This is a genomic window from Pantoea sp. UBA4549, assembly GCF_002387285.1.
GTDB classification, from domain to species: Bacteria; Pseudomonadota; Gammaproteobacteria; order Enterobacterales; family Enterobacteriaceae; genus Pantoea; species Pantoea borealis.
Window position 1 is genome coordinate 206,625 of the sequence record NZ_DGLH01000005.1, and the last position, 23,177, is coordinate 229,801.

Genomic DNA, 23,177 nt, shown 5'->3' on the forward strand with positions numbered 1-23,177 from the left:
GGCTTTATTGTCCATTAGTACCAGTAAAAACCAGAGGTAGCGATAACAGCTGTAATCATCACGCCCCCGCTCTTGTTTTACCTTCAAAAACAGTACCTTTACGCATCGAAGAGATAGCCTATGCTGGCTGCATAATAAAATTCCACGTCAGAGGGAGCTGTTATGTTTATTGTGCCCGTACCCTGTACTACAGAAGCCCTGCCGGTTCATCATGAAGTCATTGATACCGTTAACCTGAACGGCATACGCTGCCACGTTATTTATAACAGTATGGCCCCTGGTGCCAGCGTGATTAAGATGGACAGCGAGCAGGCAGAACACGAGACGCGCTACCGTACCCTGGCAGCGCTGGAGCTTGAGCGCGTAGGCGGAATTAACACCGTGCTTCGCATCAAGTCGTTTTGGGCTGAGCCGGACGACGCGCTATCAGGCGTCGGCTTTGTTGAGCCGTGTTGTCTGGCAACGGCACTTTATAAGGCACTTGCGACAAAGAAACGGATCACGCTGGTAGGCTTATAGGCAGATAGCTTATGCTGAATTAGCCCGTCAGGCGCGGGTAATAAGGAGCGACTTATGACCCTGATCCCCTTCTCCTACAGTCCCGATACGATAGCGCGCTGTTTTAAACGGGTTGCCTCGTTTAACGCAGCCGGCACGCCCTGCCATGTTATTTATGATGTAAGAACACGACGCATTGCGCTAATGGAAGCCAGAACGTCAAATGTTGAAGGGTTTATGCGGCATAAGGTTATCGCAACGGTGCAGGTAGAGCGCATAAGAGACCAGAATGATCGGTATCACGTAACATCGTTCTGGACTCATCCGGCACAGCCTGAAAGCCTGAAAGCGGCCTTTCGCGCTGCGCTTGGTGATATTGAGGAATTTAAGCTGGTGTGGATATAGCGCAAAAGCGCCCGCAGAATGCGGGCTCTCCAAATCAGTCGGTATGAGCGGATGCAGCTTCCAGCGCATTGACTTTTTCCAGATAAGAATCAGCCTCGGCCTTATCCATAATCACCTGTGCACAGGCTATACAATGGCTGCCTTTTACATCAGGTACGATATCATCCGGATTACCCGTATTAAGCGGTACGTCTCGCGTGTCGTAAACAAAAGCTTCAGATCCACATGCCGGACATTTCATGTCATGACTCCCTTTTTAAACCGGTGAGATAAGCATAGCCGACAGAGATGAACCCGGCTGGCAACCGCTGACCAGATTATGCGGCATTAGCATCAACACTGTGTGACAGAGCCATAAAATTACGTAATTTCAGAAATTTCATACTCCCGTGTAATTGCCTGCGTCTCCCTGCCCCAGCGTGACGCACGGGTTCTGATCTGATGAGCATCAAATGCAGCCTGACTTGTAAACCGCTCTTCAACATTCCAGATGTGCGGGTCGGCCGTTTCTGTGACCTCAAAAGAGACGCACCCGGTTTCCTGTCGCGTCAGTTCCTGATGTTCAGGCAGGTACTGGCGAACCTGCGCTATCTCTTCCGCATTTTTGCATACCAGACGTCCGGTGAGCTTAATCATCATTACCCCGCCTCTTTTCATTACGTTTTGACTGTGTCGGTCAGAAGACCTTACAGGCATCCAGCGTGCAAAGCCGCTGTTTTGCCGCTTTTTTTAATAAAAAAGAACAGCAACCTGCAGACCAGCAGATACCCTGGTCTGCATATGATTCGTTCAGTTTATGCAACAGTTTGTCGCCCGGGAGGCTGTTTATCCCTGTGCTGCGCACGGATAGAGTGTGTGGTGTCAGCACACGGCCTCAGAGGCCCGATACAACTCAGGAGCAGCAAAATGAACATTGCATTGATTGGCGCATCCGGACAGGCGGGTTCACGCATCCTTAATGAACTGATCGCACGCGGCCACACCGTAACGGCTATCGCGCGCAACGCAGACAAGATTGCCCCGGCAAAAGGCGTTATCCCGGCCACTGGTGATATCGATGATCCGGATACCCTGGCTGGTGTCCTTGCCGGACACGATGTCGCGATCAGCTCGGTGCACTTCTCCGCCAGCGATCCCGATAAACTGATTAACGCGGTAAAAGCGTCAGGTGTAAAACGTTATTACGTAGTTGGCGGCGCAGGCAGCCTGGAAGTTGCACCGGGCGTGAAACTGATCGATACCCCGACCTTTCCGGAGATCTACAAAACGGAAGCAGAGGCAGGCGTACGCTTTCTGGAGAAGCTCCGTACACAGCACGATCTTACCTGGACTTTTCTTTCACCTTCAGCGCTGTTCACGGCTGGCGAACGCACCGGCAGATTTCGTCTGGGTAAAGATACGCTGCTGACCAATGAGCAGGGCAGCAGCATTTCGTTTGAAGATTATGCTGTTGCGATGGCTGATGAGATTGAAACACCGGCGCACGTTAATCAGCGTTTTACCGTGGGTTATTAATAGCCGCTCAAAAAACAAACGCACCTCAGGGCAGCCTGAGGTGCTTTACCAGATAGTCAATCAGTACGCGCTGCGCCTGCGGCATCTTTTTCTGCGTCAGATAAACGGCACTGACTGTCAGCCGATCGGGTTCATATTCCGGCAGCAGTCTGAGTAGCCTGCCCGCTGCAATCTCTTCCTGCACCGCAAACAGCGGGAGCACAGCCACTCCGCCTCCCATTTTTACCGCTTTCAGCAATATCGCTGCTTCATTGGTGCTGATACTGCCTGTTACGGGCAAATCGATCACCTCATTTTCATGATGAAACCGCCATGCATGACCAAAATAGGTGTAGGTCAGACAGTTATGATCCTGCAACTCGCGCAGGCTGCCGGGCGTGCCATGCTTATCCAGATAGGTTTTACTGGCGCACAGTACCGAAGAGCAATACCCAAGGTGTCGGGCGTAAAGCGTTGGGGCAAGCGTGCCGGCGATACGGATAGCGAGATCGATACCCTCCTCTGCCAGATCGAGTGTCCTGCCCACAATCTGTAAATCAACCTGTATTTCCGGGTAAATCTGCAGAAAATCGATCAGCATGCCCGTCAGGCAACACTCGGCTAACAGGGCGTCAGCGGTAACTTTCAGTTTGCCTCCCGGAACGGCACTGATACCCGGGCCCATCGCTGTCAGTGCGTCTGCCAGCGTCCTGATTTCCTGACACAGCAGCAGCGCCTGCTCGCCGGCGAGGGTCAGGCTGAGTTTACGCGTTGTCCGGTGCATCAGGCGCGAACCTGTCCACTCCTCCATGAGCGTAATGTAGCGTGATGCCATGGCCCGTGACAGGCCCAGATGCTCTGCTGCTGCCGTAATGCTCCCGCGCTTTGCCGTCTCAGCAAATACAATAAGCGCTGTGATTCTGTCCATTCACTCACCTCATGCAACACTGCGCCTGAAGTATGCCTGTTTTCAGAGTGTACCGTCTGATTATCATTAACCAGCTATGATCCACGCAGGATGTTGATGATATCATCGCAGAATATGTTCAGATCTGAGGGAACCAGCATGACCGTTTTTTATCAATTTTCGGCCACCCGCCTGCAGGGGCAGCCGGTTTCAATGGCTGACTACGCGGGCAAGCTGGTTCTGGTAGTGAATACCGCCAGCCACTGCGGATTTACGCGCCAGTATGCCGGTCTTGAAGCACTCTGGCGACAATATGCGGCGCAGGGGCTGGTGATACTGGGGTTTCCCTGTAACCAGTTTGGTAAGCAGGAGCCCGGCAGTGCCGATGACATCGCGCAGACCTGCCATATCAATTACGGGGTAAGCTTCCCGATGTTTGAAAAAATTGATGTTAACGGAGCCGCAGCCCATCCGCTGTTTCAGTATCTGAAAACGGAATTGCCCGGCATGCCGGGCGGACGAATCAAATGGAATTTTACCAAATTTCTTATCGGCCGTGACGGCCAGCCACTCAGACGTTTTGCCCCCATCACCCCACCGGCGAAGATGGAGGCGGCCATCCTTGCGGCTTTGTAAAACAACGCGGCTGCTTATTCAGCCCGTCACACTCATTAGTCTGATTTGCGTAACCGCAGGTATTTCATTTTGTGATTTTCTGTCTTCTTTGCCAGATAACGTACACGGAAAATATCATGGCGGGTGATCACGCCTGTTACCTGTCCGGTCTCCGCGACTGTGACCACGACCATTCCCGTTTCCTCATTGAAAAAATGGTCGGCAATCTGACTGCATAAGGTGTCAGGACGGGCGCTGATTTGCGGCTTTTCGCCCATTAGCATCTGCAGCGTGGTGTCGCTGTCTTGCTGCTGCCAGTGCAGCATCTCTTTGCGCGATACCACGGCGATAAACCTGCCCTGCGCATTAACCACCGGATAATGATGATGGGCATGCAGATCGCTCATCATCGCGATGGCCTGACTCAGCGGCATTGAAGCAGGTAAAGTGACGGGCGTGTCGGTCATAATTTGTCGCGCTCTGGTTGTTTCCAGCAGGTCGGTACCATACTCCTGCACAATATGGTGTCCCCGGCGCGCCAGACGTTCGGTGAAGATAGAGCGTGGCATCATCAAAACGCTCACCGCATAAGAAGCCACGGCGGCCGCTAATGCTACCGGCAGCAGATCAAAATGCCCTGTGACTTCAGCCGCAAACAGCGTGCCCGTCAGCGGTGCACGCATTGCGCCGCTCAGGATCCCGGCCATGCCTGCCATTGCCAGCATTCCGCCGTAGCCAGGCAGCAGATGAGCCACCAGGGCACCCGTCGCGCCACCCATGATCAGCAGCGGCGCTACCACGCCGCCAGAGGTGCCCGAAGCCAGAGATATCAGCCAGACAATACTCTTTACCAGCAGCAGTGAAACCATAATGTTGAGCGCCAGGGAACCATCCAGCAGATTTTGAATACTGCCGTATCCTGCACCTAATACCCGTGGCTGAATTATGCCGCCGGCACCAACAGCCACTGCGCCCAGCGCGGGCCACCACATCCAGTGAACGGGCAGCCGATGAAACCACTCTTCAAGACGGTACAGGCTCTTCGACAGCGCCACCGCGATTGTTCCCGTGAGTATGCCAGTGCCCGCCGCCACGATAAGTTGCAGGGGTTGCAGTGGCGATGACCACGCAAAAGGAAAAATAGCGCCGGTGCCAGTCAGCGCATCGCGCCAGCACCAGGAGACCAGTACTGCAGTAACCACCGGTATAAAACTGCGCGGCTTCCACTCAAACAGCAACACCTCCAGCGCCAGCAATACTGCCGCAGCGGGCGCGTTAAAGATGGCGGTCATGCCCGCCGCTGCCCCTGCTACCAGCAACGTTTTACGCTCAGCTGCACTGAGGTGAAATAACTGAGCGAATAAAGAACCGATTGCGCCGCCGGTCATAATGATAGGCCCTTCCGCACCAAACGGACCGCCGCTGCCAATCGATATGGCCGAAGAGAGCGGCTTGAGCACGGCTACCCTGGGCGACATCCGGCTTTCACTGTACAGAATGGCTTCAATGGCTTCCGGAATGCCGTGACCACGGATTTTTTCTGAGCCAAAACGCGCCATAATCCCGATAATCAGGCTGCCCAGTACTGGCGCCGCAAGAATATGAAGCGTTCCGGCGCTGCCCGGCATGACGTTCTCGCTGAACGAAAACTGGTGATACCAGAACAGATTGCTCATCAGGGCGATCAGGTGCAGCAGCACAATGGCACCAAACGCGCCGCCGGTTCCTATCAGAATGGCCATTAGCGCGAGTATAATCACGCGCCTGGTGACGCTGTAGTCAGAAAGCGTGCGCCGATGTGGGGAACCAGACAACGTATCCCGCATCTTATTACTCCTCATTACATTTTCAAAAACGCGCAATTTACATCGCAATGCGATATAAATTCAATACAGAAAGGGTTTCAGCATGTCACACTCTAAAATGAAAGATGCCGATTACGCGCTGCTGGCTGATTTTCGCGCTACTCTGCGTTCGTTCATGGCATTCAGCGAAACTCAGGCACGTAACGCAGGATTGACGCCGCAACAACATCAGGCTCTGCTGACAATTCGGGGTAGCTTGCCGGGCAACGCCACCGTGGGATATGTGGCAGATCGTCTGATGTTGAAGCCGCACAGTGCGTCCGGCCTGCTAAGTCGCCTCGAAGAAGCAGGACTGGTGCTGCGCGAGCCGGATCAGGCCGATCAACGTAAAATGTTTTTGCGCCTGACGCCGGAGGCAGAGCAGCTGCTGGAGTCACTCTCGCTGGCGCATCTGGAGGAGTTGAGTAATTTAAAACCGATGCTGCTGTCGATGATAAATCAGTTCTGTTAGTAATGCAGAGGGGCGTGTGCGCCTCAGCCAGTGTATTTACCTCTGGCCCCTCAATCTTTTTGGCATCACTTTGCAGGATTGACAGCACCATCCTGTGATCCGTTAGCGATAAGTCAGTCAGGAATTAGCCTACTGCCACTGCCAGAAAGGATGAGGCCGTTCCGGCCGAGCCGTAAAAATTCACGACCTCTCAAAGAAAGCTGAAACGATTCTTTCTAAAATTGATGAAGGTGCGGGTGAGGATGATGTCATATGTGATTGCGAACGCAGTGAATCCGATCGACATTTCGCCATGTTCTTACCTGAAAGATCAGAAGACACTGAACTGAATATACCCGACTGTGTGCCTGAAGCTGATATAAAGACGAGTACACGCGGCTACGCTCTTAAATAAAGCAGGAAATTGTTTACGACTCTCTGATAAATAATGGGCTGTAAAACAGTTATCTTTCTCGCGGCAAACCATACCTCAGCACTAAAATAGCGGTAACCTGAAGATGGCTATAACAAAGCAGGGCTGCTATGCAGCCCTGAAACCCTTTTTACAGCATAAAGTCATGAGGAATGAAAATAGCTCTACACAGCTCCGGTTGCAGGCGGAACCGTCCCGTCAATTTGTTCCTGCTGTGCACCTGAGCCCGGACGCGCTTTACCCAGCACTGGCTCATCTCCCAGAATATCCGGCTGCTCTTTAGCCGTGAACTGACCGTACCCATCATAAGCCGGGCCTTCACTCCAGCGACCTTTGGGAAGAGGCTTGTCCAGAGAGGTATTCAGACAATAATAAGCGTGCTCTTCTGCTTCATTGCCTCGCGGGAAGCTGTTTGGAATGGGAAGTGAAGCGTTCAGTCCCCCCATTTCTTCAATCACGGCCAGCCACTGTTGCTGATGCATCGTGTCGCGCGCAATCAGGAACGCAAGGAAATCTTTCATGCCTTTATCTTCGGTAAGATTGTACAGCCGGGTTGCAAGTACACGCCCGGTTGCTTCAGCGGTGACATTCGCCAGCATGTCGGCAGCCACATTACCGGAAGCGTAGATGTGACTCATATCAAAAGGCATCCCGTTGGCATTTACCGGCATCGCGGCCAGTCCGGAAGAGAGAACATGGCGGGGATTCATACCGCCCAGAATAGCGTTCATTACCGGATCTTTTGCTGTTTCTTCCTGATACGAAAGCGGCGCGCCTTCGAGGTTCAGAGCAACAGCATATCCCAGCATTTCAATATGGCTCAGCTCTTCTGTTGCAGTGGAAATCAGAAGATCTCTGATGCGTGCATCGCCCCGGGCACCCATGGCCTGGAAAAAATATTGCATTGCTACACGTATCTCCCCCTCCACGCCCCCTATCGCCTGCTGAAGCAGCATGGCAAATTCCGGATTTGGCTTTTCTACGCGTACAGGGAACTGCATTTTGGATGAATGATGGAACATGGCTTTCTCCTGGTCGGTTTAGAAACGTTAGGCAGCAAAAAAGCCTGGCTGGAGAAATCAGATAAATAAAGCGTAACAAGACACATTTCCGTTTGTAAGAGTGATTGCAAAACTCGTTTACCGCGTATGCGGGTTATAAACCCGCATCAAAACTTGCGTCTGGCACGCCTGCTGTCCCGTGTTGTTTCGCCAGTACTGTAGTGGTTATCGGTGAGACCCCGATATAACGTTACGCTGTGGGTATTTACACGAGCGAATATCTGGTCAACGTCATCCACTTCTATCTGGAAATTTACACCGCGTCCCAGCGGTCTGACGAGTTCTGCCGTATTCCATCCGTCCGGATGATATTGCTCAAGCATTAGCTGCGCCTCGCCAAGAGTGATATAGGCAAAATCTGGCTCCATGCGTCTGATGATGATGCTAAAGCCAACCACTTCGATATAAAATTTCAGGGACGCGGACAGATCTGTTACGGTCAGCTCGGGAACCATTCGGTTCCAGTAAGGTTTGTTTGATTCAGTCATTTCTTGATCCTTTTTTGACTATAGCAGCATACACCCGATGGCTTTCACAGAATTCGTTGCCAGAATGCCAGGGTAAGCCAACATAAAAGAAGGTATTTATGGTATTGCAGCATATGAGGATAGCCAGACCTGTCACCGCACTCAGCAAAAGCTGTGAAATGTACTGTAACGGTCTTGGGTTAGAAAAAATCGGTGATTTCACAAACCACGATGGATTCAGCGGGTACATGTTAGGACTGAAGGGGTTATCCTGGCACCTTGAGTTTACCCAGTGCCATGATCATCCGGTGCTGCCTTCACCCTCACATGAAGATCTCCTGATTCTGTACATTCCCGGGCAAGATAGCTGGCAAACCACCTGTATAAATATGGATGAGGCTGGCTTCATCAGAGTTAAATCATTTAATCCTTACTGGGATCGCAATGGCGTTACCTTTGAAGATAGAGATCGATACAGAGTTGTTATCCAGAATATGCACTGGGGCAAAGGCTGAGAGAAAGTCGTGGCCGGAAGGTTATATTTGATGTGGCAGAAAAACCCTGTCGTCACCATTTTACCATCGGCTTTTCTCGCTGCGCGGACGATAAGTAAGCCTGTTGAGGTAAGCTGGCTGTTGCCATCAGTATCTGAATAAGGAAGACATTGCTGATTTACCGGCTTAATCCTGTAAGCTCAGGCGGTCGCAGGCGCTGCGGCAAAATTCCGGGCAAGCAGAATGCTATGCCCGATGGCAGGATACTCCGGAAAAAATCAGGACCACTCCTGTGAGGATAAGCTGCGGGTGCTGCTGATCCTCAACCCCTGTTGTCACACGCTTCCGCGTTCTTCATTGAAAACGATCCCCAGCTGTCCTCTCACCTTATCCATCGCTGTAAGGGTCATGAGTGATGTGGATAAAGGCCGAATCGGGGAGTCGTTTAATCCCTGCCCCACACACCAGGAAAAATGCTGGATCTCATGATACAGCTGCGTGTAGCGGTTGGCAGGTTCTTCCCAGAACAGTGAATGATTGCCCTGGCTTGAGGTGAGTACAAAACCACCGGGCGCGTAAAATTGTCCCGCCAGAACCAGGGTAGCATCGCGCCCGGCAATCACTGCACCGCCTGGAGTATTGCTGAACAAGGTTGTGTTCAGAACGGAATGCATGCCGCTGGCATGTTCAAACAGCATCGAAGCCTGTCCGTTAACATTGCCTTGTGCCGGCTGTCCACTGGATTGAACGCGAACCGGCGCGCCTGCCACCATTACGCTCAGCGAAACCAGATAACTACCCAGATCCAGCATTGGTCCGCCGGCCAGATCGGCGTTAAAAATGCGGTGATCCTGCGTAAAAAACTCACCATGATCGGCGGTCAGAGTATGAACGTCGCCTAATACGCCATCTGCTAATAGCTGACGCAGAACATCATATTTTGGCGTAAAGTCACACCACATTCCTTCCATGCAGAGCAGGCTTTTTTCCCGGGCCAGTGCCTGCAGGGCCGCTCCCTCTCTGGCATTCAGAGCCAGAGGCTTCTCAATCAGTACATGTTTGCCTGCACTGAGCACTTTCATGCCATCCGGAAAGTGATGGTTATGCGGTGTGGCGATGTAGATCGCATCCAGATCGTCCACTGCCAGCATTTCATCGGGATTGCTGAAAACTGATGGTATTGCCCAGCGTTCAGCAAATGCCTGGGCTTTTACTCTGTTTCTTCCTGATACTGCAACCAGATGCTGCCCGGTATGTTCTTTCAGTGCGCGGGCAAAATGTTCAGCAATCCAGCCGGGGCCAATAATGCCCCAGCGCAGTACGGGTACAGACGTTTCAGAAGGTATTCGCGGAACGGGTAAAAAAGAGGGGAACATAGTGACTCCTTTTCAGCGCTGATTTAGCGATTATCTGCCACAGCAACCCACTGACGGGATGCAATGGACTGCTCGATAGCGGTCAGGATCTGCTGATTTTGCAGGCCAAAGGCAAAGTTCGGATAGCAATCGTCTTTACTGCAAATTCCCTGTACCAGGTCGTGGACTTCAATGACTTTCACATCAAAATAACCGAGCCCGCCGCCACCAAAATCAAAGCCGAAGAAGCCTGAATAAGCCGGGATCTGACTGCCTGCATACAAGGTTTTGAAGCCGCGATCGTTTTTGTCATCACTGAAGCGATACACCTGCAGCTCATTGAAACGTTCACCATCCATATAAATAGTGCCCTCGGTTCCGGAAACTTCCCAGAACACACCAAAAATGCGGCCGGCGGACAGGCGTGAAGACTCAACAACGCCACTGGCACCGCTTTCAAAGCTCACCAGGCACTGAACCTGGTCATCATTCTCAACCTCGCGCCATTCTGCCTGCTCATCAATGCGGCTGGCATAACCGGCATCCGTCCGGGGAACCGGGCGCTGACGTAAATAAGTTTGTGCGCTGGCTGTCACCTCGCTGATATCCCCCATCAAAAACTGCGCGACCGAAAGGGTGTGGGCGCCCAGATCGCCCAGTGAGCCGCTGCCACCCAGCTTTTTAGAGCAGCGCCAGGACCAGGGGAGTTGCGGATCGTTATAAAAGCCCTGATCAAAGGTGCCACGAAAGCGGATCGGTATACCGATATCGCCATTCTCAATAAGCTGTTTTGCGAGCAGGGCTGCCGGGGTTTTAATGTTGTTAAATGCTACCATCGTTTTGACGCCCGCCTTTTCTGCTGCCAGCGTCATCTGCAGCGCCTCTTCGGTGCTGACGGCCAGCGGCTTTTCACAATACACGTGCTTGCCGGCCGCGATCGCGGCCAGCGCCATCTCATAGTGCAGATAATTAGGCGAGGTAATATCCACTACATCTACCTGTGGATCGTTGATCAAATCCCGCCAGTCTCCATATGCTTTTTCTGCACCGAAGCGCGTGGCATTTGCGTCAGCCAGCGCCTGATTTTGATCGGCCAGTGCATACAGATGAGGACGTTTTGGCAGATCGGGATAGATCATTGCCGCACGGCGGTAAGCATCAGCATGCGCCTGCCCCATGAAACCCGATCCGATTAAACCAATATTGAGTTTTTCTTTCATTGTGCGATTTCCTCTGCTGGCAGGGACAGTAGAAAGGTGTTTTGTATCCAGCGAAATGCCCGGGAGACGGCAGCAAACGGCTCTTCTTTTTGCGGATCCTGTTCGGCTTCGACAATCAGCCAGCCCCGATAGTCTGAATGCGTAACAAAATCAATTAGCGAAGAATAATCAATGCAGCCTTCACCCGGCACAGTGAAGAGTCCGGCACGTACCGCATCATTGAAGCTGAGATCTTCCTTCTGCACCCGATGAAGAATATCCGCACGGATATCCTTCAGATGTATATGCACTACGCGGTGGCCAAACCGCGTTGTTATCTGTTTCAGATCGACCCCAGCGGCGATAGCGTGCCCCGAATCCAGAACCAGACCGACGCTCTCGGAGGTTTTTGTCAGAAATTCATCCAGTTCATGATGCTGTTCAACCAGCATCATCAGGTGATGATGATAAGCCAGTTTCAGGCCGTACCGGCTAAGCAGAATGTCGGCAAACTCGCTGACCTTGCGGGCATAATCATCAACATTCAGACAGCGTAAGGCCGGAGAAAAAGACAGGGGTTTGTCCAGCGGATGAGCGCCTGGCATTCTGCCGCATTCGCCATAAACCATGACGTTGGCACCCGACGCTTTCAGTAGCTCTGCATGTGAATGTACGGCCGCGATTTCCTCAGCAACGCTGCGATCGGCAAGAAAACCGCTGTGCCAGCCTGAAGCGAGCTGAAGACCGGCCTCATGCAGTAACGGGGCCAATGCAGCGTGCGTCCGGGGGAATTTCCTGCCCAGTTCAATACCCTGATAGCCAGCAGACGCGGCCTGTTTGAGGCAGATTTCAAGGGAAATAGTGTCGCCCAGATCGGGCAAAACATCATTGGTCCAGCTTAACGGGCTGACACCTAACTGAATACGTGAATTCATCAGGATATCCCTCCTTACAGGTCAATGTGAGAGCACTATAAGGAGAGCATCAGCGTAACCGTTATCGGTTCAATGAGGTAAAACCATCATTTATATGAAGGGCTGATGCTAAATAATCAAAGTGTGACCGCTATAAGATTACCCAGAGCAGTCACCTGTTATTCGATAAGATTCACAATAACGGCTCCCTCATTGAAATTAACTGTAACCGCCAGCCCGAAGATTTGGTGCTATATGCGCTCTATGTGAACCTGATTTTGTTGTCATACAGGAGTGACAATGATACTCCGCATGCCGGCTCAGTGAGTACGCGATGATCATCGAGAAAGCGCCGGCAGGCATGCAGCGCTTCCGCATCAGAAACCAGCATACTTCTTACATCCAGTCGGCTGGCCACGTTAAAAGCATTTTCGCACACCTGGCTTGCGGCCAGCGTTGTGGCTATGCCGCTGACCTTATCAAGACGCATCAGCTTATTGGCATTCAGCGAGGCATTAAGCGAGGCCGTACCGTGTGTTTCAACGGCATAAACCGGAATGTGGCCAAGCTGATGTTTTTCCAGTCCCAGCGCTATGCCGGACAGCATGCTTCCGCCGCCGACGGACAGAATAACGGCATCAGGTTTTACACCCTCACTGATGACTTCATCCACGATTATGCTGATGCCTTCCCACAAAAGCGGGTTATCAAAGGGATGGACATAGATGATGTCCTCTGTCGCCAGTGACAGGGCGTAATCGTTAGCCTCACTCCATACTTTCCCGTGCACAATGAGGCAGGCACCTTCCTGCTCAATAAGCTGTCTTGCTCTGGCTGACGTGGTTTCCGGCACAACCACAGTTACCGGCAGCCCCAGTCTGCGACCGCTGTGTGCCACCGCAATTCCGGCATTTCCACCGGATGAACTGACAAATGCTGTAGCGCCCTTACTGGCATAATAGCAACAGGCATGTCCCGCGCTGCGGAGCTTAAAAGAGCCGGTGGGCTGGGAAGACTCCATCTTCAGCCAGACACGACATCCGCTGTGCTGGCTTAAAGGGAGAGAATGTATGAGAGGGGTACGGATACCTATTTCCATTAATCTAAATCCTATGAATGTATCTCACAGCATAGTTACTGTTCTGTCCGAAGCCTGTCCAGGATGACATCATAAGGTTTATCAGCAGAACGCAGTAGATACACATCTGAATGGTTGTGCTGGTTACAGACTGCCACGTCGGGTACGGAGCGAAATATGATATGGATTTCCCTAAAATGCATATTATCTCGTTGCCAGCGCCTTTCTGGCCGGGCAAGAAAACTGATGATGATGCGATGATCGCAACCCTGCAACAGGGTATTTCAGAACTCGTCAGGGCAAAAGTGAGTCTGATCGCTGTTCCCTGTAACCTTGCACACTGCTATTTTGCTGAAATGAAAGCAGCGAGCGCTGGTATTCCACTTCTGCATATTGCAGACACCGCACTTAAGTCACTGCCTGCAGAAGTCACCAGGATAACTGAAAATACTTTCAGCTTTGTCATCGTGGATACAGCAGCCAGCCTTTCCAGCGCGACCATTAAAAACTACAGGAGACTGTCCGGGAAAACTACAGGCGAAACCCCTATTACCGGCTAACCTGAGGTCAGCTTCAATGGCCCTGAATAGAGCGGCTTTGTGCCAGAAACATGTGTTGTAAGTACTCAGGTAGGTTAATACACAGTACGTTGGCCTTGCGTTAAGACAAACCGTAGCCGTTGTTCATAAGTCGTCAGCAGGATGAAGGGAGGTCAGAACGATCTCCTCGCGTCGTCGGATGTGAAATTACAATAAATTCTACGGAAGACCCTGTGTCGTTTCTGGCTTGATGCTTTGTTCCCGGTGGAATTTCCAGCCCCTGAAGGGCTTTGATATTATGCAATTTACCTTCTAACTCCATCGAAAGAACGCCATTGAGAACAAAGAAAAACTGTCTGGAAACGGAGTGAAAGTGTCGCTTTTCATAAGTGCCGGCAGGCATTTTCTCATGAATAATCAGCATGTCCTGACGGTTTACCAGATACCAACCATCGCAATCTTCGCCCCAGAAATAATGCTCTGCATTTTCCTTTGAAATCATCATCCGTCTCCTGTTTACATGCGCCCATCTATAAAGACCTTAAGAAAGTTATACCGGGAAATGCTGTCGATTCGCAACAGGCTATGATTTGATTATTTACCTAAAGACGTGAACTGCATCGTTCAACATATCTGGTAGTTATCAATATATTGGGATAGCAGAATTTTATCTGGCCATAATGTCCGCTTTTCGCTCTTTGCGGACGTTAAGGTACGCAGCGGGCTCAGTTTTCCCGGAGTTGATCAGGACGGGGCTCAGAACAGTAAGCGCATTTGCTTAGGACATATCTCAATTGCCCGTTATTTGTTCAGAAACACCTATAATTTAAGTTATCTTAAATTATACATCTGTCAGGTATCGCTATGGCCAGTTATACAGTCCGGATTGAGCTAAAGGAGCAGACCGAAAAAGCGCACATTGAGCTGATGTTTGCCATGCTTGAGAACGGTTTTTCACGAAGCGTCGTCTGCAGGCGGGGGTTCACGTATGCCCTGCCGACGGACGAGTTCGTCTACGTGGGTTCTGAAAAGATTACGGATTTAATGAGCCGGGTATGCACCCTGCTGAGCAGCTTCAGTGAGGCGCCCGTCGTGCTGATAACCGGTGCCGGAGAGCGGTGCTGGTCAGGCCTGCGCGTGATTAACCTTGAATAGCCCAGCCCTGTTCAGCAGCTCCGGCCATCGCGCTGCAGAATGATGCCTGACCCGGTAACCGCCTGCATGTGCATCATACCGGTACGCGGCGGTCCCGGCTGCCGGACCGGACTTATATCAGGCCGGGGCCGCGGAAGGTCCGCCGCCACTCGCTGGGGCTGACGTTAAAGCGGGTCCTGAAGCTCTGCCGGAACGAGACCGGCGACCGGTAGCCCGCCAGCGACGCCACGGTTTCGATGCTGTGATCGGTGGTCTCCAGCAGCTCCTGGCTGCGCTGCAGGCGCTGGGCGCTGAGCCAGTCCCCCACCGTCATGCCAGTGGCCTTGATGAAGTGCCGCGTCAGCGTGCGCCGGCTCATGCCGGAGAACCCCGCAATGGAGTCAAGATCGTGCCGCTTGTCCAGATTGCGGCGCAGGTAGTCGATAAGGTCGTTTATCTGCTCGTCGCGCGTCGTCTCTGGCACCGCATGCTCAATAAACTGCGCCTGCCCGCCCTCCCGGTACGGAGGGATCACCATCCGCCGGGCGACGCGGTTGGCCAGCGCACTTCCGCAGTGTTCGCGCACAATGTTCAGGCAGCAGTCGATGCCCGCCGCCGTCCCGGCCGACGTAACCAGCCGCTCGTCGCTGGTATAGAGCGCGTTGCTGTCAAGGCGCACCTGCGGAAAGCGTGCGGCAAAATCCCGCTCAAACTCCCAGTGCGTGGACGCCCGGCGATTATCAAGCAGTCCGGCGTAGGCAAGCACGTACGCCCCGAGGCACAGCCCCACAACTTCGGCCCCGCGCTGCCAGGCGCTGCGCAGCGCCTCCAGCAGCGCCGCATCAGGGCGCTTTTCGGGATGCTCCCAGAACGGCACAACGATGATGTCCGCTGCATCGAGCCGCTCCAGCCCGTGTTCCACATTCATTGAGATACCGATATCGGACGCCACGACGCCGGGCTGCTCTGCACAGATATCCACGCTGAACAGACCCGGCTCGGGCATCGCCTTGTCGAAGACCATGGACGGCACGGAAAAGTGAAACGGGCTGAAGCCCGGCGTGGCGATAACAACAACGTGCAGCGTGGACATCATTCTCTACCCTTACTGATGTAAACCGCGATAATTACCTGCTTTTTTCGGCCTGGCAGGCGGCAGGCCGGAGCCTGCCGCCCGGGCGTGCTTTTGCGTCAGAAGTTCAGCGTCTCGCCATCTTCCGGCACCCGCACCCGATCCTGAATGCCGTTTTCCGCGGCAAAGGCGCGCAGCTCGTCCCGGCTCAGCAGGCAGTGGTTGACGGCCTCCATGTGCGACGCCACCACCGTGGCCGACGGCAGCACCTCCAGCGTGCGCAGCGCGTCTTGCTTACCCATGATGATGGCACCTATTCCGTCTACCGTCGCCAGGCCCATGTTCAGCACCACCACGTCAGGCGCGTGTTTTTCCAGGCTCTCTGCGTACGACGGGACCCAGATGGTGTCACCGGCCACGTACAGCGTCTTTTCACCTGCCAGCGAAAACACCAGGCCACACGCGTCGCCCAGGCGTTCGGCAACCTCGGGAATGGCATACGCCTCGTCGCTGCCATGCTGGCCGTCAGTTTTTGCGATGTTGATGCCCGCAATGACGTTGGTGTCCGCCAGCACACTGACCGCCGTGAATCCCTGCGAGCGCAGCAGCGTCGCGTCGCTCTCATTCTGCGTGTAAATCACCTGGTCCTTCGGGATCAGCTGCTGCGCCGCCTCGTCCCAGTGATCCTGATGCGTGTGCGTCACGATAATCACGTCCACGTCCAGCAAAACGTCCACGGCCAGCGGCAGCGCGACCATGGGGTTGCGCAGGTGCGAACGCGCGGTACCGGGAAAGCCGGGCCAGGCGTCTTTGTCAGACAGCATCGGATCGATAAGGAAGCGAACGCCGGCATAGTCGAGCTTCAGCGTGGCGTTACGTATTTGAGTGAGTTGCATTCTTTCCTCCGTCAGAGAAACCGCAGCCGTGCGGTCTGTACATTGAGCGGACAGTATAAAAAAGGCGCCGTACCGGGCGTGAGTTGCGCTGAGGTCAATATTCGATGGAATAGGGCCAAAGATAACTCTCCGGCTGATCCTGCGTTTCCCTTCTTATGCTTTCTTTTGTACTGACTGCAGCGTTTACAGCCAGCCGGTGCCGGCAGATGCCGTAAGACCTTGTGCTGTGTTCCACATATCTTTTCGTGCGACGTCAATTTGACCCGAAACCATCGCATTTTGACATTTCTGCTTCTCACAGAGCGCACCGCACGCTCTTTATACTTTTGTGACTGTTAACACACGAGGAATGAAGAATGTCTTACGCAACTACTGACGACGGCATCGAAATCTACTTTGACGCAAAAGGCCGCGGCATGCCGGTTGTTTTCGTTGCCGGGTACTTTGGCATCAGTGATATCTGGCAGGCGCAGACGGATGCGCTGTCTGAAACATTCTATACGGTCGCGTATGACAGCCGCGGCTACGGGCGCTCGGCCAAACCGCTGCAGCCTGAGGCTTACAGCATCCCCCGCCACGCTGAGGACTTAAAAGCCGTGATTGATGCCGCCGGCATCAGCGGCCCGGTCGTGCTCGTGTCTCACTCCATCGGCTGCAACATCATTTCCACGTTTGCGGTGAAGTATCCGCAGCAGGTTGCCGGACTGGTATATACCGCCTGCTACGTGGACGGTAAGCAGATGCGTGATGCGGGCATGACGGTCGGGATGGTCTGTGAGGCGGTATCAACGCCCTCCGGCGCCGTGGCGTTTTATCAGCCGTTTGGCGTGACCGAAAACGTCGGCGCAGAGGCGGCAAAATGGCCGGCCCACGCGATGCAGGCCAATGCCGCGGCGTTTCTGAATCACGAAATGGCCGATCAGTATGGTGCAATTACCGCGCCAGCACTTATTCTGCAGGGCGAAAATGACGCGCCAAACCCGCTTCCGTTTGCAACGGCGCTGCAGCAGGTGCTGGGCGGCGGCGCGGAGCTGAAAATCCTGAACGGTGTGAACCACTTCCCGCCGCTGGAAGCGCCGGAAACCGTTACGGCGCTCGTGGAAGAGCATGCGAGGAAGTGCTTTGCTGACTAACCCTTTATAACGTAAAGGTTCACCAGACAGGCCACCCGACAAGGTGGCCTTTCTATTTAAAAGTGGTGACGTTCGCCGCTAAGAGCGGCCGGCCTTCTCAGGGAAAATCTGCCTCCGTGGTTCAAGGCCAGCTGTTTTTGCCTCTCCCGCTCTGTTGGCGGAATGTCAGGGTGTCAGTGGCCGATACGGTTTCCGTGCTCATCGATAATCTGTTCACCATCTTCTTTCATCAATGCCCCTTTCTGTGGATCAGGCAGAATATCCAGAACAGCTTCAGACGGACGACAGAGCGCTGTACCGAGCGGCGTTACCACCACCGGACGGTTAATGAGAATGGGGTGAGCCAGCATAGCATCCAGCAGTTCGTCATCGCTGAACCGATCCTCTGCCAGCCCCAGCTGCTCAAACGGTTCCGTATTTTTGCGCAGCAGTGCGCGCACGCTGATTCCCATATCTGCAATCAGCGTCTGCAGCTCAGCGCGTGTCGGCGGCGTCTCCAGATATAAAATCACTGCTGGCTCCACGCCACTATTGCGGATAAGCGCCAGGGTGTTACGGGACGTGCCGCAGGCCGGGTTGTGGTAAATAGTAATGTCAGTCATCAGTCATACTCCATACAGGCGCTGCATGCACGCAGCCCGGATCACGTTTAAACAGACAGGCGCAGGGCCAGCGCGGCCAGCGTCACAAAAAGCACCGGCAGGGTCATTACGATGCCAACACGAAAGTAATAGCCCCAGCTAACAGTGATATTTTTTTGCGCCAGAACGTGCAGCCACAGCAGGGTTGCCAGGCTGCCAATCGGGGTAATTTTCGGGCCGAGGTCGCAGCCAATGATGTTCGCGTAAATCATCGCCTCTTTTACCGTGCCCTGAGCAGTACTGCCGTCAATAGAGAGCGCCCCGACCAGCACGGTGGGCATGTTGTTCATGACCGATGACAGAAAGGCCGTCAGAAAGCCCGTACCCAGCGTTGCCCCCCAGACGCCGTGCTCTGCAAAGCGGTTCAGAATGGCTGAGAGGTCATCCGTCAGGCCGGCATTACGCAGACCATATACCACCAGATACATGCCCAGCGAGAAGATAACGATTTGCCAGGGTGCACCTTTCAGCACCTTTCGGGTATCGATAACGTGTCCTTTGCGTGCAACCAGCCAGAGAATGAAGGCCGCCGCTGCCGCAACCAGGCTGACCGGTACGCCAAGCGGCTCCAGTGCAAAAAAACCGGCCAGCAGCAGAATCAGCACCAGCCAGCCGGTTTTGAAGGTCCGCCTGTCACGGATAGCGTCACGGGGCATTTTTAGCTTTGTCAGGTCATAACCTGCCGGAATATCTTTGCGGAAAAACAGGTGCAGCATTACCAGCGTAGCCACTACGGAAGCCATATTCACCGGCACCATAACGGACGCATATTCGCTAAAGCCCAGCGTAAAGAAATCCGCCGTTACGATGTTGACCAGGTTCGATACGATGAGCGGCAGGCTGGACGTGTCCGCGATAAACCCAGCCGCCATCACAAATGCCAGCGTGGCAGCCGGGCTGAAGCCCAGCGCCAGCAGCATGGCGATGACAATCGGCGTGAGGATAAGCGCCGCGCCGTCATTGGCGAACAGCGCCGCCACCGCCGCGCCCAGCAGAACGATATAGGTGAACAGCAGCCGGCCTCTGCCGCCTCCCCAGCGGGAAACGTGCAGTGCCGCCCACTCAAAAAAGCCGGATGCCTCCAGCAGCAGGCTGATGATGATAACCGCAATAAACGTGGCCGTGGCGTTCCAGACAATCTGCCAGACCGCCGGAATATCCCCGATATGCACCACGCCCGTCAGCAGCGCCAGCGCAGCCCCGATAACAGCACCCCAGCCAATACTGAGTCCTTTCGGCTGCCAGATAACCAGCACCAGCGTCAGAACAAAAATTGCACCTGCCAGAAACATAGTCCCTCCTTCACTACTGCACCTCTCAGAATAAGCACAGCGCAACCAGAAACGTTAAATATGGAAAAGCATATATGTATAGGTAAATTTTTAAATGCAGACAGGTTTGCCATTGGTCGTAGCGTTGTCCCGCTCAGCCTGCCAGCTGAGATGCTGGATGTCATCCTGCTGACACAGATAAGCCTGTTCAATCACGGCTGCAGCCCAGGCGGGCATGTGAGGGGACAGCCGGTAATGGATCCATTTGCCGTCACGCCTGTCGATAAGCAGGCCGCTGTCTCTGAGTAGCGCAAGATGCCGGGATACTTTGGGCTGGCTCTCTTTCAGTATCAGCGTCAGCTCGCATACACAGAGTTCACCTTTTTCACGCAGAAGCAGGACAAGCTTTAAACGCGTTTCGTCAGACAGCCCCTTAAAAAGCTGAAGAGGAAAAAGCTGAGGCATGATAACTCCGGGTAGCTGGCGTAAAAAGCCAGTGTGACTTTACGCGCAAATGCCGTCAATACATATGCATAAATTCACATATAAATACCAGGCTGATTCCATGTATGTTTCTGCGGTGACATGCGCAGACAGGGTTAATATACGCGCTGGTACCGCTGTTCGCAGCCCTGTTCCGCTTGCTGAAACGTTGACCTCTCACCGTTTTTGTTTATAGTTTAGTGCCTGTCCTGAGAGGGACAGACTTCGCCGTCAGCGCCCCGCCCCGGGTTTCGCTGGCTTATTGCAGTCCTGAAGGCATCCTTTTGCCGTAAAGGAGAACTCAAAAATCATGCGTCTTACGCCACCCTGAGTCGTCACCCTTCCCTGTCGCACTGAGTAGTTTCAGTCGCGCACTCAAAAACATCCCGTTTGCGGATGTGCTTTTTCGTCCCTGAATTTTTTGCCCTCACGGGCTGACTGTATCTAAAATCTGAGAAATTACTATGCTGCTGTCCTCGACGCGTAAGGACTGGCTGGGCAACGTCCGTGGTGACGTGCTCGCCGGTATTGTCGTCGCGCTCGCGCTCATTCCTGAAGCGATCGCGTTTTCCATCATTGCCGGGGTTGACCCGCAGGTCGGCCTCTACTCGGCCTTCTGTATTCCTGTGGTTATGGCCATCTTTGGCGGACGTCCCGCCATGATTTCATCGGCTACCGGCGCCATGGCGCTGCTGATGATAACGCTGGTGAAAGATCACGGCCTGCAGTATCTGCTGGCGGCATCAGTGCTAACCGGCCTGCTGCAGCTGGCTGCCGGCTACCTGAGGCTTGGCAGTCTGATGCGCTACGTGTCGCGCTCGGTCGTGACGGGCTTCGTCAATGCGCTGGCTATTCTGATATTCATGGCGCAGCTGCCGGAGCTGACCAACGTGACCTGGCACGTTTATGCGCTTACCGCCGCCGGCCTGGCCATCATCTATCTTTTTCCATACCTCAATAAAACCATTCCCTCCCCGCTGGTCTGCATCGTGGTGCTGACGGCCATCTCCATGTGGCTTCACCTGGATGTGCGTACCGTGGGCGACATGGGCAAACTGCCCGACAGCCTGCCGGTGTTCCTCATTCCGGACATTCCGCTGAACCTGGATACGCTGCTGATTATCCTGCCTTACTCTGCCGGTCTCGCCGTGGTGGGACTGCTGGAGTCAATGATGACCGCCACTATCGTGGATGACATGACCGATACCCCGAGCGATAAAAACCGCGAGTGCAAGGCGCAGGGCATCGCCAACGTCTGCACGGCGTTTATCGGCGGCATGGCGGGCTGCGCCATGATTGGTCAGTCGGTGATTAACGTAAAATCCGGCGGGCGCGGGCGCCTCTCCACTCTGACGGCCGGGCTGGTGCTGCTCTGTCTGATTATTTTCCTCCGCGATCAGGTGTCGCAGATCCCGATGGCGGCGCTGGTCGCGGTGATGATCATGGTCTCCATCGGCACCTTCTCCTGGCGATCCATCACCGACCTGCGCCGCCATCCGCTCTCGACCAGCGTGGTCATGCTGGCAACCGTGGTCGTGGTGGTGGCCACCGACAACCTGGCCTTCGGCGTGCTGACCGGAGTGCTGATTGCTTCGCTGAACTTTGCCACTAAGGTAGCGCGCTTTATGACGGTCAGATCGTCACGGGAGGGTGAGACACGGATCTATACCGTGACCGGCCAGGTCTTTTTTGCCTCCGCCGATCGCTTTATGAGCCACTTTGACTTCAGGGAAGCGGCAGAGCGTGTGGTCATTGACGTCACGCACGCTCACTTCTGGGACATCACCGCCGTTAGCGCACTGGACAGGGCGGTAATTAAGTTCCGCCGCGAAGGCGCTGAGGTAGAAATACCGGGCATGAACGACGCCACCCGTACCCTCGTTGACCGCTTCGGCGTGCATGACAAGCCGGAAGAAGCGGAAAAACTGATGGGCGGTCACTAACTGACAGGAGTTACAGCTATGAACAATACCGTTGTGGCCTGCGTGGATGGTTCGCCGTCAACCGGGCCAGTCTGTGACTACGCGGCGTGGGCCGCCGCCGGCCTTTCCGCGCCGCTGGCCCTGCTGCACGTGCTGGAAAAAGACGGTCATCCGGCCGTCTCTGACCTGAGCGGCAGCATTGGCATCGACAGCAAAGAGCTGCTGACCGAAGCGCTTGTGCGCGTGGAGGGTGAGCGCAGCCGCCTGCTTATGGCGCAGGGGAAAACTATTCTGGCCGGCTGTGCTGAACGGCTGGCCCGGGCGGGACGCCCGGAGGTACGCCAGCTGCAGATGCACGGCGCACTGGACGAAATCCTTGCCGGCCTGGATGACGTCAGGCTGATGGTGCTCGGACGACGGGGCGCAGAACATACGGTGGGCAGCCAGCTGGAAAGCGTCATCCGCCTGCAGAAAGCGCCCGTGCTGGTTGTGCCGGAAATGTTTATTGCGCCATCCCGGGTACTTTTTGCCTGGGATGGCAGCGAGGCCAGCCGCCGAAACCTGACCCGGCTGACCGTGAGCCCGCTGCTTCGCGGCCTGGCCTGCCATGTTGTGATGGTGAACGGCGACGATGCTTCACTCCATGATGCGCAGCACATCCTGCAGGCAGCCGGCATTGATGCAGAGTCACGGCTGATACAGGATGAATCCGTCTCGCGCGGGCTGTGCCGTTACGCGCAGGAGAACGGAACGGACCTGATCGTGATGGGAGCCTGGGGACACTCCCGGCTGCGCCGCTTCTTTATCGGCAGTCACACCACGGCGATGCTGGCTGAAAGTCGTTATCCGCTGCTGATGCTGCGGTAAACGT

At 54.2% G+C, this 23,177-nt stretch carries 27 protein-coding genes and 1 pseudogene; 11 read left to right on the forward strand and 17 right to left on the reverse strand.

All coding sequences use genetic code 11. The features are described from left to right. The first annotated feature begins 162 nt into the window (after positions 1-162). On the forward strand, positions 163-519 hold the full coding sequence (locus B3041_RS02090; protein ID WP_292968823.1) for a hypothetical protein: 357 nt from the start codon (positions 163-165) through the stop codon (positions 517-519). Positions 520-573: 54 nt separating this feature from the next. Beyond that, a complete protein-coding gene (locus tag B3041_RS02095; protein ID WP_065647319.1) occupies positions 574-903 on the forward strand; it encodes a hypothetical protein in 330 nt (109 codons plus the stop codon). A gap of 34 nt (positions 904-937) precedes the next feature. Here B3041_RS02095 and B3041_RS02100 read toward each other — a convergent pair whose 3' ends face one another. Then, positions 938-1,144 carry a type II toxin-antitoxin system MqsA family antitoxin gene (locus B3041_RS02100; RefSeq protein ID WP_065647318.1) on the reverse strand — a complete coding sequence of 69 codons (207 nt, stop codon included), beginning with the start codon at positions 1,142-1,144 and terminating at the stop codon, positions 938-940. Between the two features lie 119 nt (positions 1,145-1,263). Continuing rightward, positions 1,264-1,542, reverse strand: coding sequence for a putative quinol monooxygenase (locus B3041_RS02105; RefSeq protein ID WP_292968826.1), 279 nt, complete (start codon positions 1,540-1,542; stop codon positions 1,264-1,266). A 267-nt stretch (positions 1,543-1,809) separates the two neighbouring features. Here B3041_RS02105 and B3041_RS02110 point away from each other — a divergent pair, with 267 nt between their 5' ends. Beyond that, positions 1,810-2,418, forward strand: a complete 609-nt coding sequence (locus B3041_RS02110; RefSeq protein WP_065647316.1) for an NAD(P)-dependent oxidoreductase — start codon at positions 1,810-1,812, stop codon at positions 2,416-2,418. Positions 2,419-2,443: 25 nt separating this feature from the next. Here the strand turns inward: B3041_RS02110 and B3041_RS02115 are convergent, their stop codons facing one another. Then, the gene (locus B3041_RS02115; protein WP_292968829.1) at positions 2,444-3,325 is read right to left on the reverse strand and encodes a LysR family transcriptional regulator; all 882 of its coding nucleotides are present in this window, start codon (positions 3,323-3,325) and stop codon (positions 2,444-2,446) included. Positions 3,326-3,463: 138 nt separating this feature from the next. Here B3041_RS02115 and B3041_RS02120 point away from each other — a divergent pair, with 138 nt between their 5' ends. Next, complete coding sequence (locus B3041_RS02120) at positions 3,464-3,940, forward strand: glutathione peroxidase (protein WP_292968831.1); 477 nt, start codon at positions 3,464-3,466, stop codon at positions 3,938-3,940. A gap of 35 nt (positions 3,941-3,975) precedes the next feature. Here the strand turns inward: B3041_RS02120 and B3041_RS02125 are convergent, their stop codons facing one another. Then, positions 3,976-5,745: a chloride channel protein gene (locus B3041_RS02125; RefSeq protein WP_292968833.1), complete on the reverse strand. Its 1,770-nt coding sequence runs from the start codon at positions 5,743-5,745 to the stop codon at positions 3,976-3,978. Between the two features lie 82 nt (positions 5,746-5,827). Here B3041_RS02125 and B3041_RS02130 point away from each other — a divergent pair, with 82 nt between their 5' ends. Beyond that, the gene (locus B3041_RS02130) at positions 5,828-6,235 is read left to right on the forward strand and encodes a MarR family winged helix-turn-helix transcriptional regulator (RefSeq protein ID WP_292968835.1); all 408 of its coding nucleotides are present in this window, start codon (positions 5,828-5,830) and stop codon (positions 6,233-6,235) included. A 7-nt stretch (positions 6,236-6,242) separates the two neighbouring features. On the opposite strand, the pseudogene B3041_RS02135 reads toward B3041_RS02130, so the two are convergent. The 3 genes and pseudogenes from B3041_RS02135 to B3041_RS02145 all read right to left on the reverse strand — a co-directional run. Beyond that, positions 6,243-6,335: pseudogene (locus tag B3041_RS02135) on the reverse strand (DUF4142 domain-containing protein); the annotation flags it as partial. Between the two features lie 476 nt (positions 6,336-6,811). Further along, positions 6,812-7,669: a manganese catalase family protein gene (locus B3041_RS02140; protein WP_065647312.1), complete on the reverse strand. Its 858-nt coding sequence runs from the start codon at positions 7,667-7,669 to the stop codon at positions 6,812-6,814. Positions 7,670-7,815: 146 nt separating this feature from the next. Further along, positions 7,816-8,196 carry a VOC family protein gene (locus tag B3041_RS02145; protein ID WP_292968838.1) on the reverse strand — a complete coding sequence of 127 codons (381 nt, stop codon included), beginning with the start codon at positions 8,194-8,196 and terminating at the stop codon, positions 7,816-7,818. A gap of 98 nt (positions 8,197-8,294) precedes the next feature. Between B3041_RS02145 and B3041_RS02150 the strand changes: the two genes are divergently transcribed. Continuing rightward, a complete protein-coding gene (locus B3041_RS02150) occupies positions 8,295-8,690 on the forward strand; it encodes a prolyl endopeptidase (protein ID WP_065647310.1) in 396 nt (131 codons plus the stop codon). A gap of 314 nt (positions 8,691-9,004) precedes the next feature. On the opposite strand, the gene B3041_RS02155 is transcribed toward B3041_RS02150, so the two are convergent. The 4 genes from B3041_RS02155 to B3041_RS02170 form a co-directional block, all read right to left on the reverse strand. Next, positions 9,005-10,045 (reverse strand): Gfo/Idh/MocA family protein, encoded by a 1,041-nt coding sequence (locus B3041_RS02155; protein ID WP_292968840.1) that lies wholly within the window; start codon positions 10,043-10,045, stop codon positions 9,005-9,007. Between the two features lie 23 nt (positions 10,046-10,068). Next, positions 10,069-11,244 carry a Gfo/Idh/MocA family protein gene (locus B3041_RS02160; protein ID WP_292968842.1) on the reverse strand — a complete coding sequence of 392 codons (1,176 nt, stop codon included), beginning with the start codon at positions 11,242-11,244 and terminating at the stop codon, positions 10,069-10,071. After that, positions 11,241-12,161 (reverse strand): myo-inosose-2 dehydratase, encoded by a 921-nt coding sequence (gene iolE, locus B3041_RS02165; protein WP_292969248.1) that lies wholly within the window; start codon positions 12,159-12,161, stop codon positions 11,241-11,243. Before iolE ends, B3041_RS02160 begins: the two co-directional genes overlap by 4 nt. Positions 12,162-12,399: 238 nt before the next feature. After that, the gene (locus B3041_RS02170) at positions 12,400-13,236 is read right to left on the reverse strand and encodes a pyridoxal-phosphate dependent enzyme (RefSeq protein ID WP_292968843.1); all 837 of its coding nucleotides are present in this window, start codon (positions 13,234-13,236) and stop codon (positions 12,400-12,402) included. Positions 13,237-13,397: 161 nt separating this feature from the next. On the opposite strand from B3041_RS02170, the gene B3041_RS02175 reads away from it, so the two are divergent. Then, on the forward strand, positions 13,398-13,775 hold the full coding sequence (locus B3041_RS02175) for a hypothetical protein (RefSeq protein WP_292968844.1): 378 nt from the start codon (positions 13,398-13,400) through the stop codon (positions 13,773-13,775). A 133-nt stretch (positions 13,776-13,908) separates the two neighbouring features. Here B3041_RS02175 and B3041_RS02180 read toward each other — a convergent pair whose 3' ends face one another. Next, positions 13,909-14,256: a cupin domain-containing protein gene (locus tag B3041_RS02180; protein WP_065647637.1), complete on the reverse strand. Its 348-nt coding sequence runs from the start codon at positions 14,254-14,256 to the stop codon at positions 13,909-13,911. A 362-nt stretch (positions 14,257-14,618) separates the two neighbouring features. Here B3041_RS02180 and B3041_RS02185 point away from each other — a divergent pair, with 362 nt between their 5' ends. After that, positions 14,619-14,909 (forward strand): hypothetical protein, encoded by a 291-nt coding sequence (locus tag B3041_RS02185; protein WP_292968845.1) that lies wholly within the window; start codon positions 14,619-14,621, stop codon positions 14,907-14,909. A 112-nt stretch (positions 14,910-15,021) separates the two neighbouring features. Here B3041_RS02185 and B3041_RS02190 read toward each other — a convergent pair whose 3' ends face one another. Together B3041_RS02190 and B3041_RS02195 are read right to left on the reverse strand one after the other, a co-directional pair. Next, a complete protein-coding gene (locus tag B3041_RS02190) occupies positions 15,022-15,981 on the reverse strand; it encodes a GlxA family transcriptional regulator (protein WP_292969251.1) in 960 nt (319 codons plus the stop codon). Between the two features lie 98 nt (positions 15,982-16,079). Beyond that, on the reverse strand, positions 16,080-16,856 hold the full coding sequence (locus B3041_RS02195; RefSeq protein WP_292968847.1) for an MBL fold metallo-hydrolase: 777 nt from the start codon (positions 16,854-16,856) through the stop codon (positions 16,080-16,082). 356 nt (positions 16,857-17,212) lie between these two features. Here B3041_RS02195 and B3041_RS02200 point away from each other — a divergent pair, with 356 nt between their 5' ends. Next, positions 17,213-17,989 carry an alpha/beta fold hydrolase gene (locus tag B3041_RS02200; RefSeq protein WP_292968849.1) on the forward strand — a complete coding sequence of 259 codons (777 nt, stop codon included), beginning with the start codon at positions 17,213-17,215 and terminating at the stop codon, positions 17,987-17,989. 173 nt (positions 17,990-18,162) lie between these two features. Here B3041_RS02200 and arsC read toward each other — a convergent pair whose 3' ends face one another. From arsC to B3041_RS02215, 3 genes are all read right to left on the reverse strand, one after another. Next, positions 18,163-18,591 (reverse strand): glutaredoxin-dependent arsenate reductase, encoded by a 429-nt coding sequence (gene arsC, locus B3041_RS02205; protein ID WP_065647630.1) that lies wholly within the window; start codon positions 18,589-18,591, stop codon positions 18,163-18,165. 47 nt (positions 18,592-18,638) lie between these two features. Beyond that, positions 18,639-19,922: an arsenic transporter gene (locus tag B3041_RS02210; RefSeq protein WP_065647629.1), complete on the reverse strand. Its 1,284-nt coding sequence runs from the start codon at positions 19,920-19,922 to the stop codon at positions 18,639-18,641. Positions 19,923-20,012: 90 nt separating this feature from the next. Then, complete coding sequence (locus B3041_RS02215) at positions 20,013-20,366, reverse strand: metalloregulator ArsR/SmtB family transcription factor (protein ID WP_292968851.1); 354 nt, start codon at positions 20,364-20,366, stop codon at positions 20,013-20,015. Between the two features lie 482 nt (positions 20,367-20,848). On the opposite strand from B3041_RS02215, the gene B3041_RS02220 reads away from it, so the two are divergent. Together B3041_RS02220 and B3041_RS02225 are read left to right on the forward strand one after the other, a co-directional pair. Then, positions 20,849-22,327: a SulP family inorganic anion transporter gene (locus tag B3041_RS02220; protein WP_084798731.1), complete on the forward strand. Its 1,479-nt coding sequence runs from the start codon at positions 20,849-20,851 to the stop codon at positions 22,325-22,327. A gap of 18 nt (positions 22,328-22,345) precedes the next feature. Continuing rightward, positions 22,346-23,173, forward strand: coding sequence for a universal stress protein (locus tag B3041_RS02225; protein ID WP_065647627.1), 828 nt, complete (start codon positions 22,346-22,348; stop codon positions 23,171-23,173). Positions 23,174-23,177 lie beyond the last annotated feature (4 nt).

Bases quoted from the DNA above. Each gene is read 5' to 3' on its own strand.
- B3041_RS02090 (WP_292968823.1), top strand. From the start codon at position 163: ATGTTTATTGTGCCCGTACCCTGTACTACAGAAGCCCTGCCGGTTCAT.
- B3041_RS02095 (WP_065647319.1), top strand. From the start codon at position 574: ATGACCCTGATCCCCTTCTCCTACAGTCCCGATACGATAGCGCGCTGT.
- B3041_RS02100 (WP_065647318.1), bottom strand. From the start codon at position 1,144: ATGAAATGTCCGGCATGTGGATCTGAAGCTTTTGTTTACGACACGCGA.
- B3041_RS02105 (WP_292968826.1), bottom strand. From the start codon at position 1,542: ATGATGATTAAGCTCACCGGACGTCTGGTATGCAAAAATGCGGAAGAG.
- B3041_RS02110 (WP_065647316.1), top strand. From the start codon at position 1,810: ATGAACATTGCATTGATTGGCGCATCCGGACAGGCGGGTTCACGCATC.
- B3041_RS02115 (WP_292968829.1), bottom strand. From the start codon at position 3,325: ATGGACAGAATCACAGCGCTTATTGTATTTGCTGAGACGGCAAAGCGC.
- B3041_RS02120 (WP_292968831.1), top strand. From the start codon at position 3,464: ATGACCGTTTTTTATCAATTTTCGGCCACCCGCCTGCAGGGGCAGCCG.
- B3041_RS02125 (WP_292968833.1), bottom strand. From the start codon at position 5,745: ATGCGGGATACGTTGTCTGGTTCCCCACATCGGCGCACGCTTTCTGAC.
- B3041_RS02130 (WP_292968835.1), top strand. From the start codon at position 5,828: ATGTCACACTCTAAAATGAAAGATGCCGATTACGCGCTGCTGGCTGAT.
- B3041_RS02140 (WP_065647312.1), bottom strand. From the start codon at position 7,669: ATGTTCCATCATTCATCCAAAATGCAGTTCCCTGTACGCGTAGAAAAG.
- B3041_RS02145 (WP_292968838.1), bottom strand. From the start codon at position 8,196: ATGACTGAATCAAACAAACCTTACTGGAACCGAATGGTTCCCGAGCTG.
- B3041_RS02150 (WP_065647310.1), top strand. From the start codon at position 8,295: ATGGTATTGCAGCATATGAGGATAGCCAGACCTGTCACCGCACTCAGC.
- B3041_RS02155 (WP_292968840.1), bottom strand. From the start codon at position 10,045: ATGTTCCCCTCTTTTTTACCCGTTCCGCGAATACCTTCTGAAACGTCT.
- B3041_RS02160 (WP_292968842.1), bottom strand. From the start codon at position 11,244: ATGAAAGAAAAACTCAATATTGGTTTAATCGGATCGGGTTTCATGGGG.
- B3041_RS02170 (WP_292968843.1), bottom strand. From the start codon at position 13,236: ATGGAAATAGGTATCCGTACCCCTCTCATACATTCTCTCCCTTTAAGC.
- B3041_RS02175 (WP_292968844.1), top strand. From the start codon at position 13,398: ATGGATTTCCCTAAAATGCATATTATCTCGTTGCCAGCGCCTTTCTGG.
- B3041_RS02180 (WP_065647637.1), bottom strand. From the start codon at position 14,256: ATGATTTCAAAGGAAAATGCAGAGCATTATTTCTGGGGCGAAGATTGC.
- B3041_RS02185 (WP_292968845.1), top strand. From the start codon at position 14,619: ATGGCCAGTTATACAGTCCGGATTGAGCTAAAGGAGCAGACCGAAAAA.
- B3041_RS02190 (WP_292969251.1), bottom strand. From the start codon at position 15,981: ATGTCCACGCTGCACGTTGTTGTTATCGCCACGCCGGGCTTCAGCCCG.
- B3041_RS02195 (WP_292968847.1), bottom strand. From the start codon at position 16,856: ATGCAACTCACTCAAATACGTAACGCCACGCTGAAGCTCGACTATGCC.
- B3041_RS02200 (WP_292968849.1), top strand. From the start codon at position 17,213: ATGTCTTACGCAACTACTGACGACGGCATCGAAATCTACTTTGACGCA.
- arsC (WP_065647630.1), bottom strand. From the start codon at position 18,591: ATGACTGACATTACTATTTACCACAACCCGGCCTGCGGCACGTCCCGT.
- B3041_RS02210 (WP_065647629.1), bottom strand. From the start codon at position 19,922: ATGTTTCTGGCAGGTGCAATTTTTGTTCTGACGCTGGTGCTGGTTATC.
- B3041_RS02215 (WP_292968851.1), bottom strand. From the start codon at position 20,366: ATGCCTCAGCTTTTTCCTCTTCAGCTTTTTAAGGGGCTGTCTGACGAA.
- B3041_RS02220 (WP_084798731.1), top strand. From the start codon at position 20,849: ATGCTGCTGTCCTCGACGCGTAAGGACTGGCTGGGCAACGTCCGTGGT.
- B3041_RS02225 (WP_065647627.1), top strand. From the start codon at position 22,346: ATGAACAATACCGTTGTGGCCTGCGTGGATGGTTCGCCGTCAACCGGG.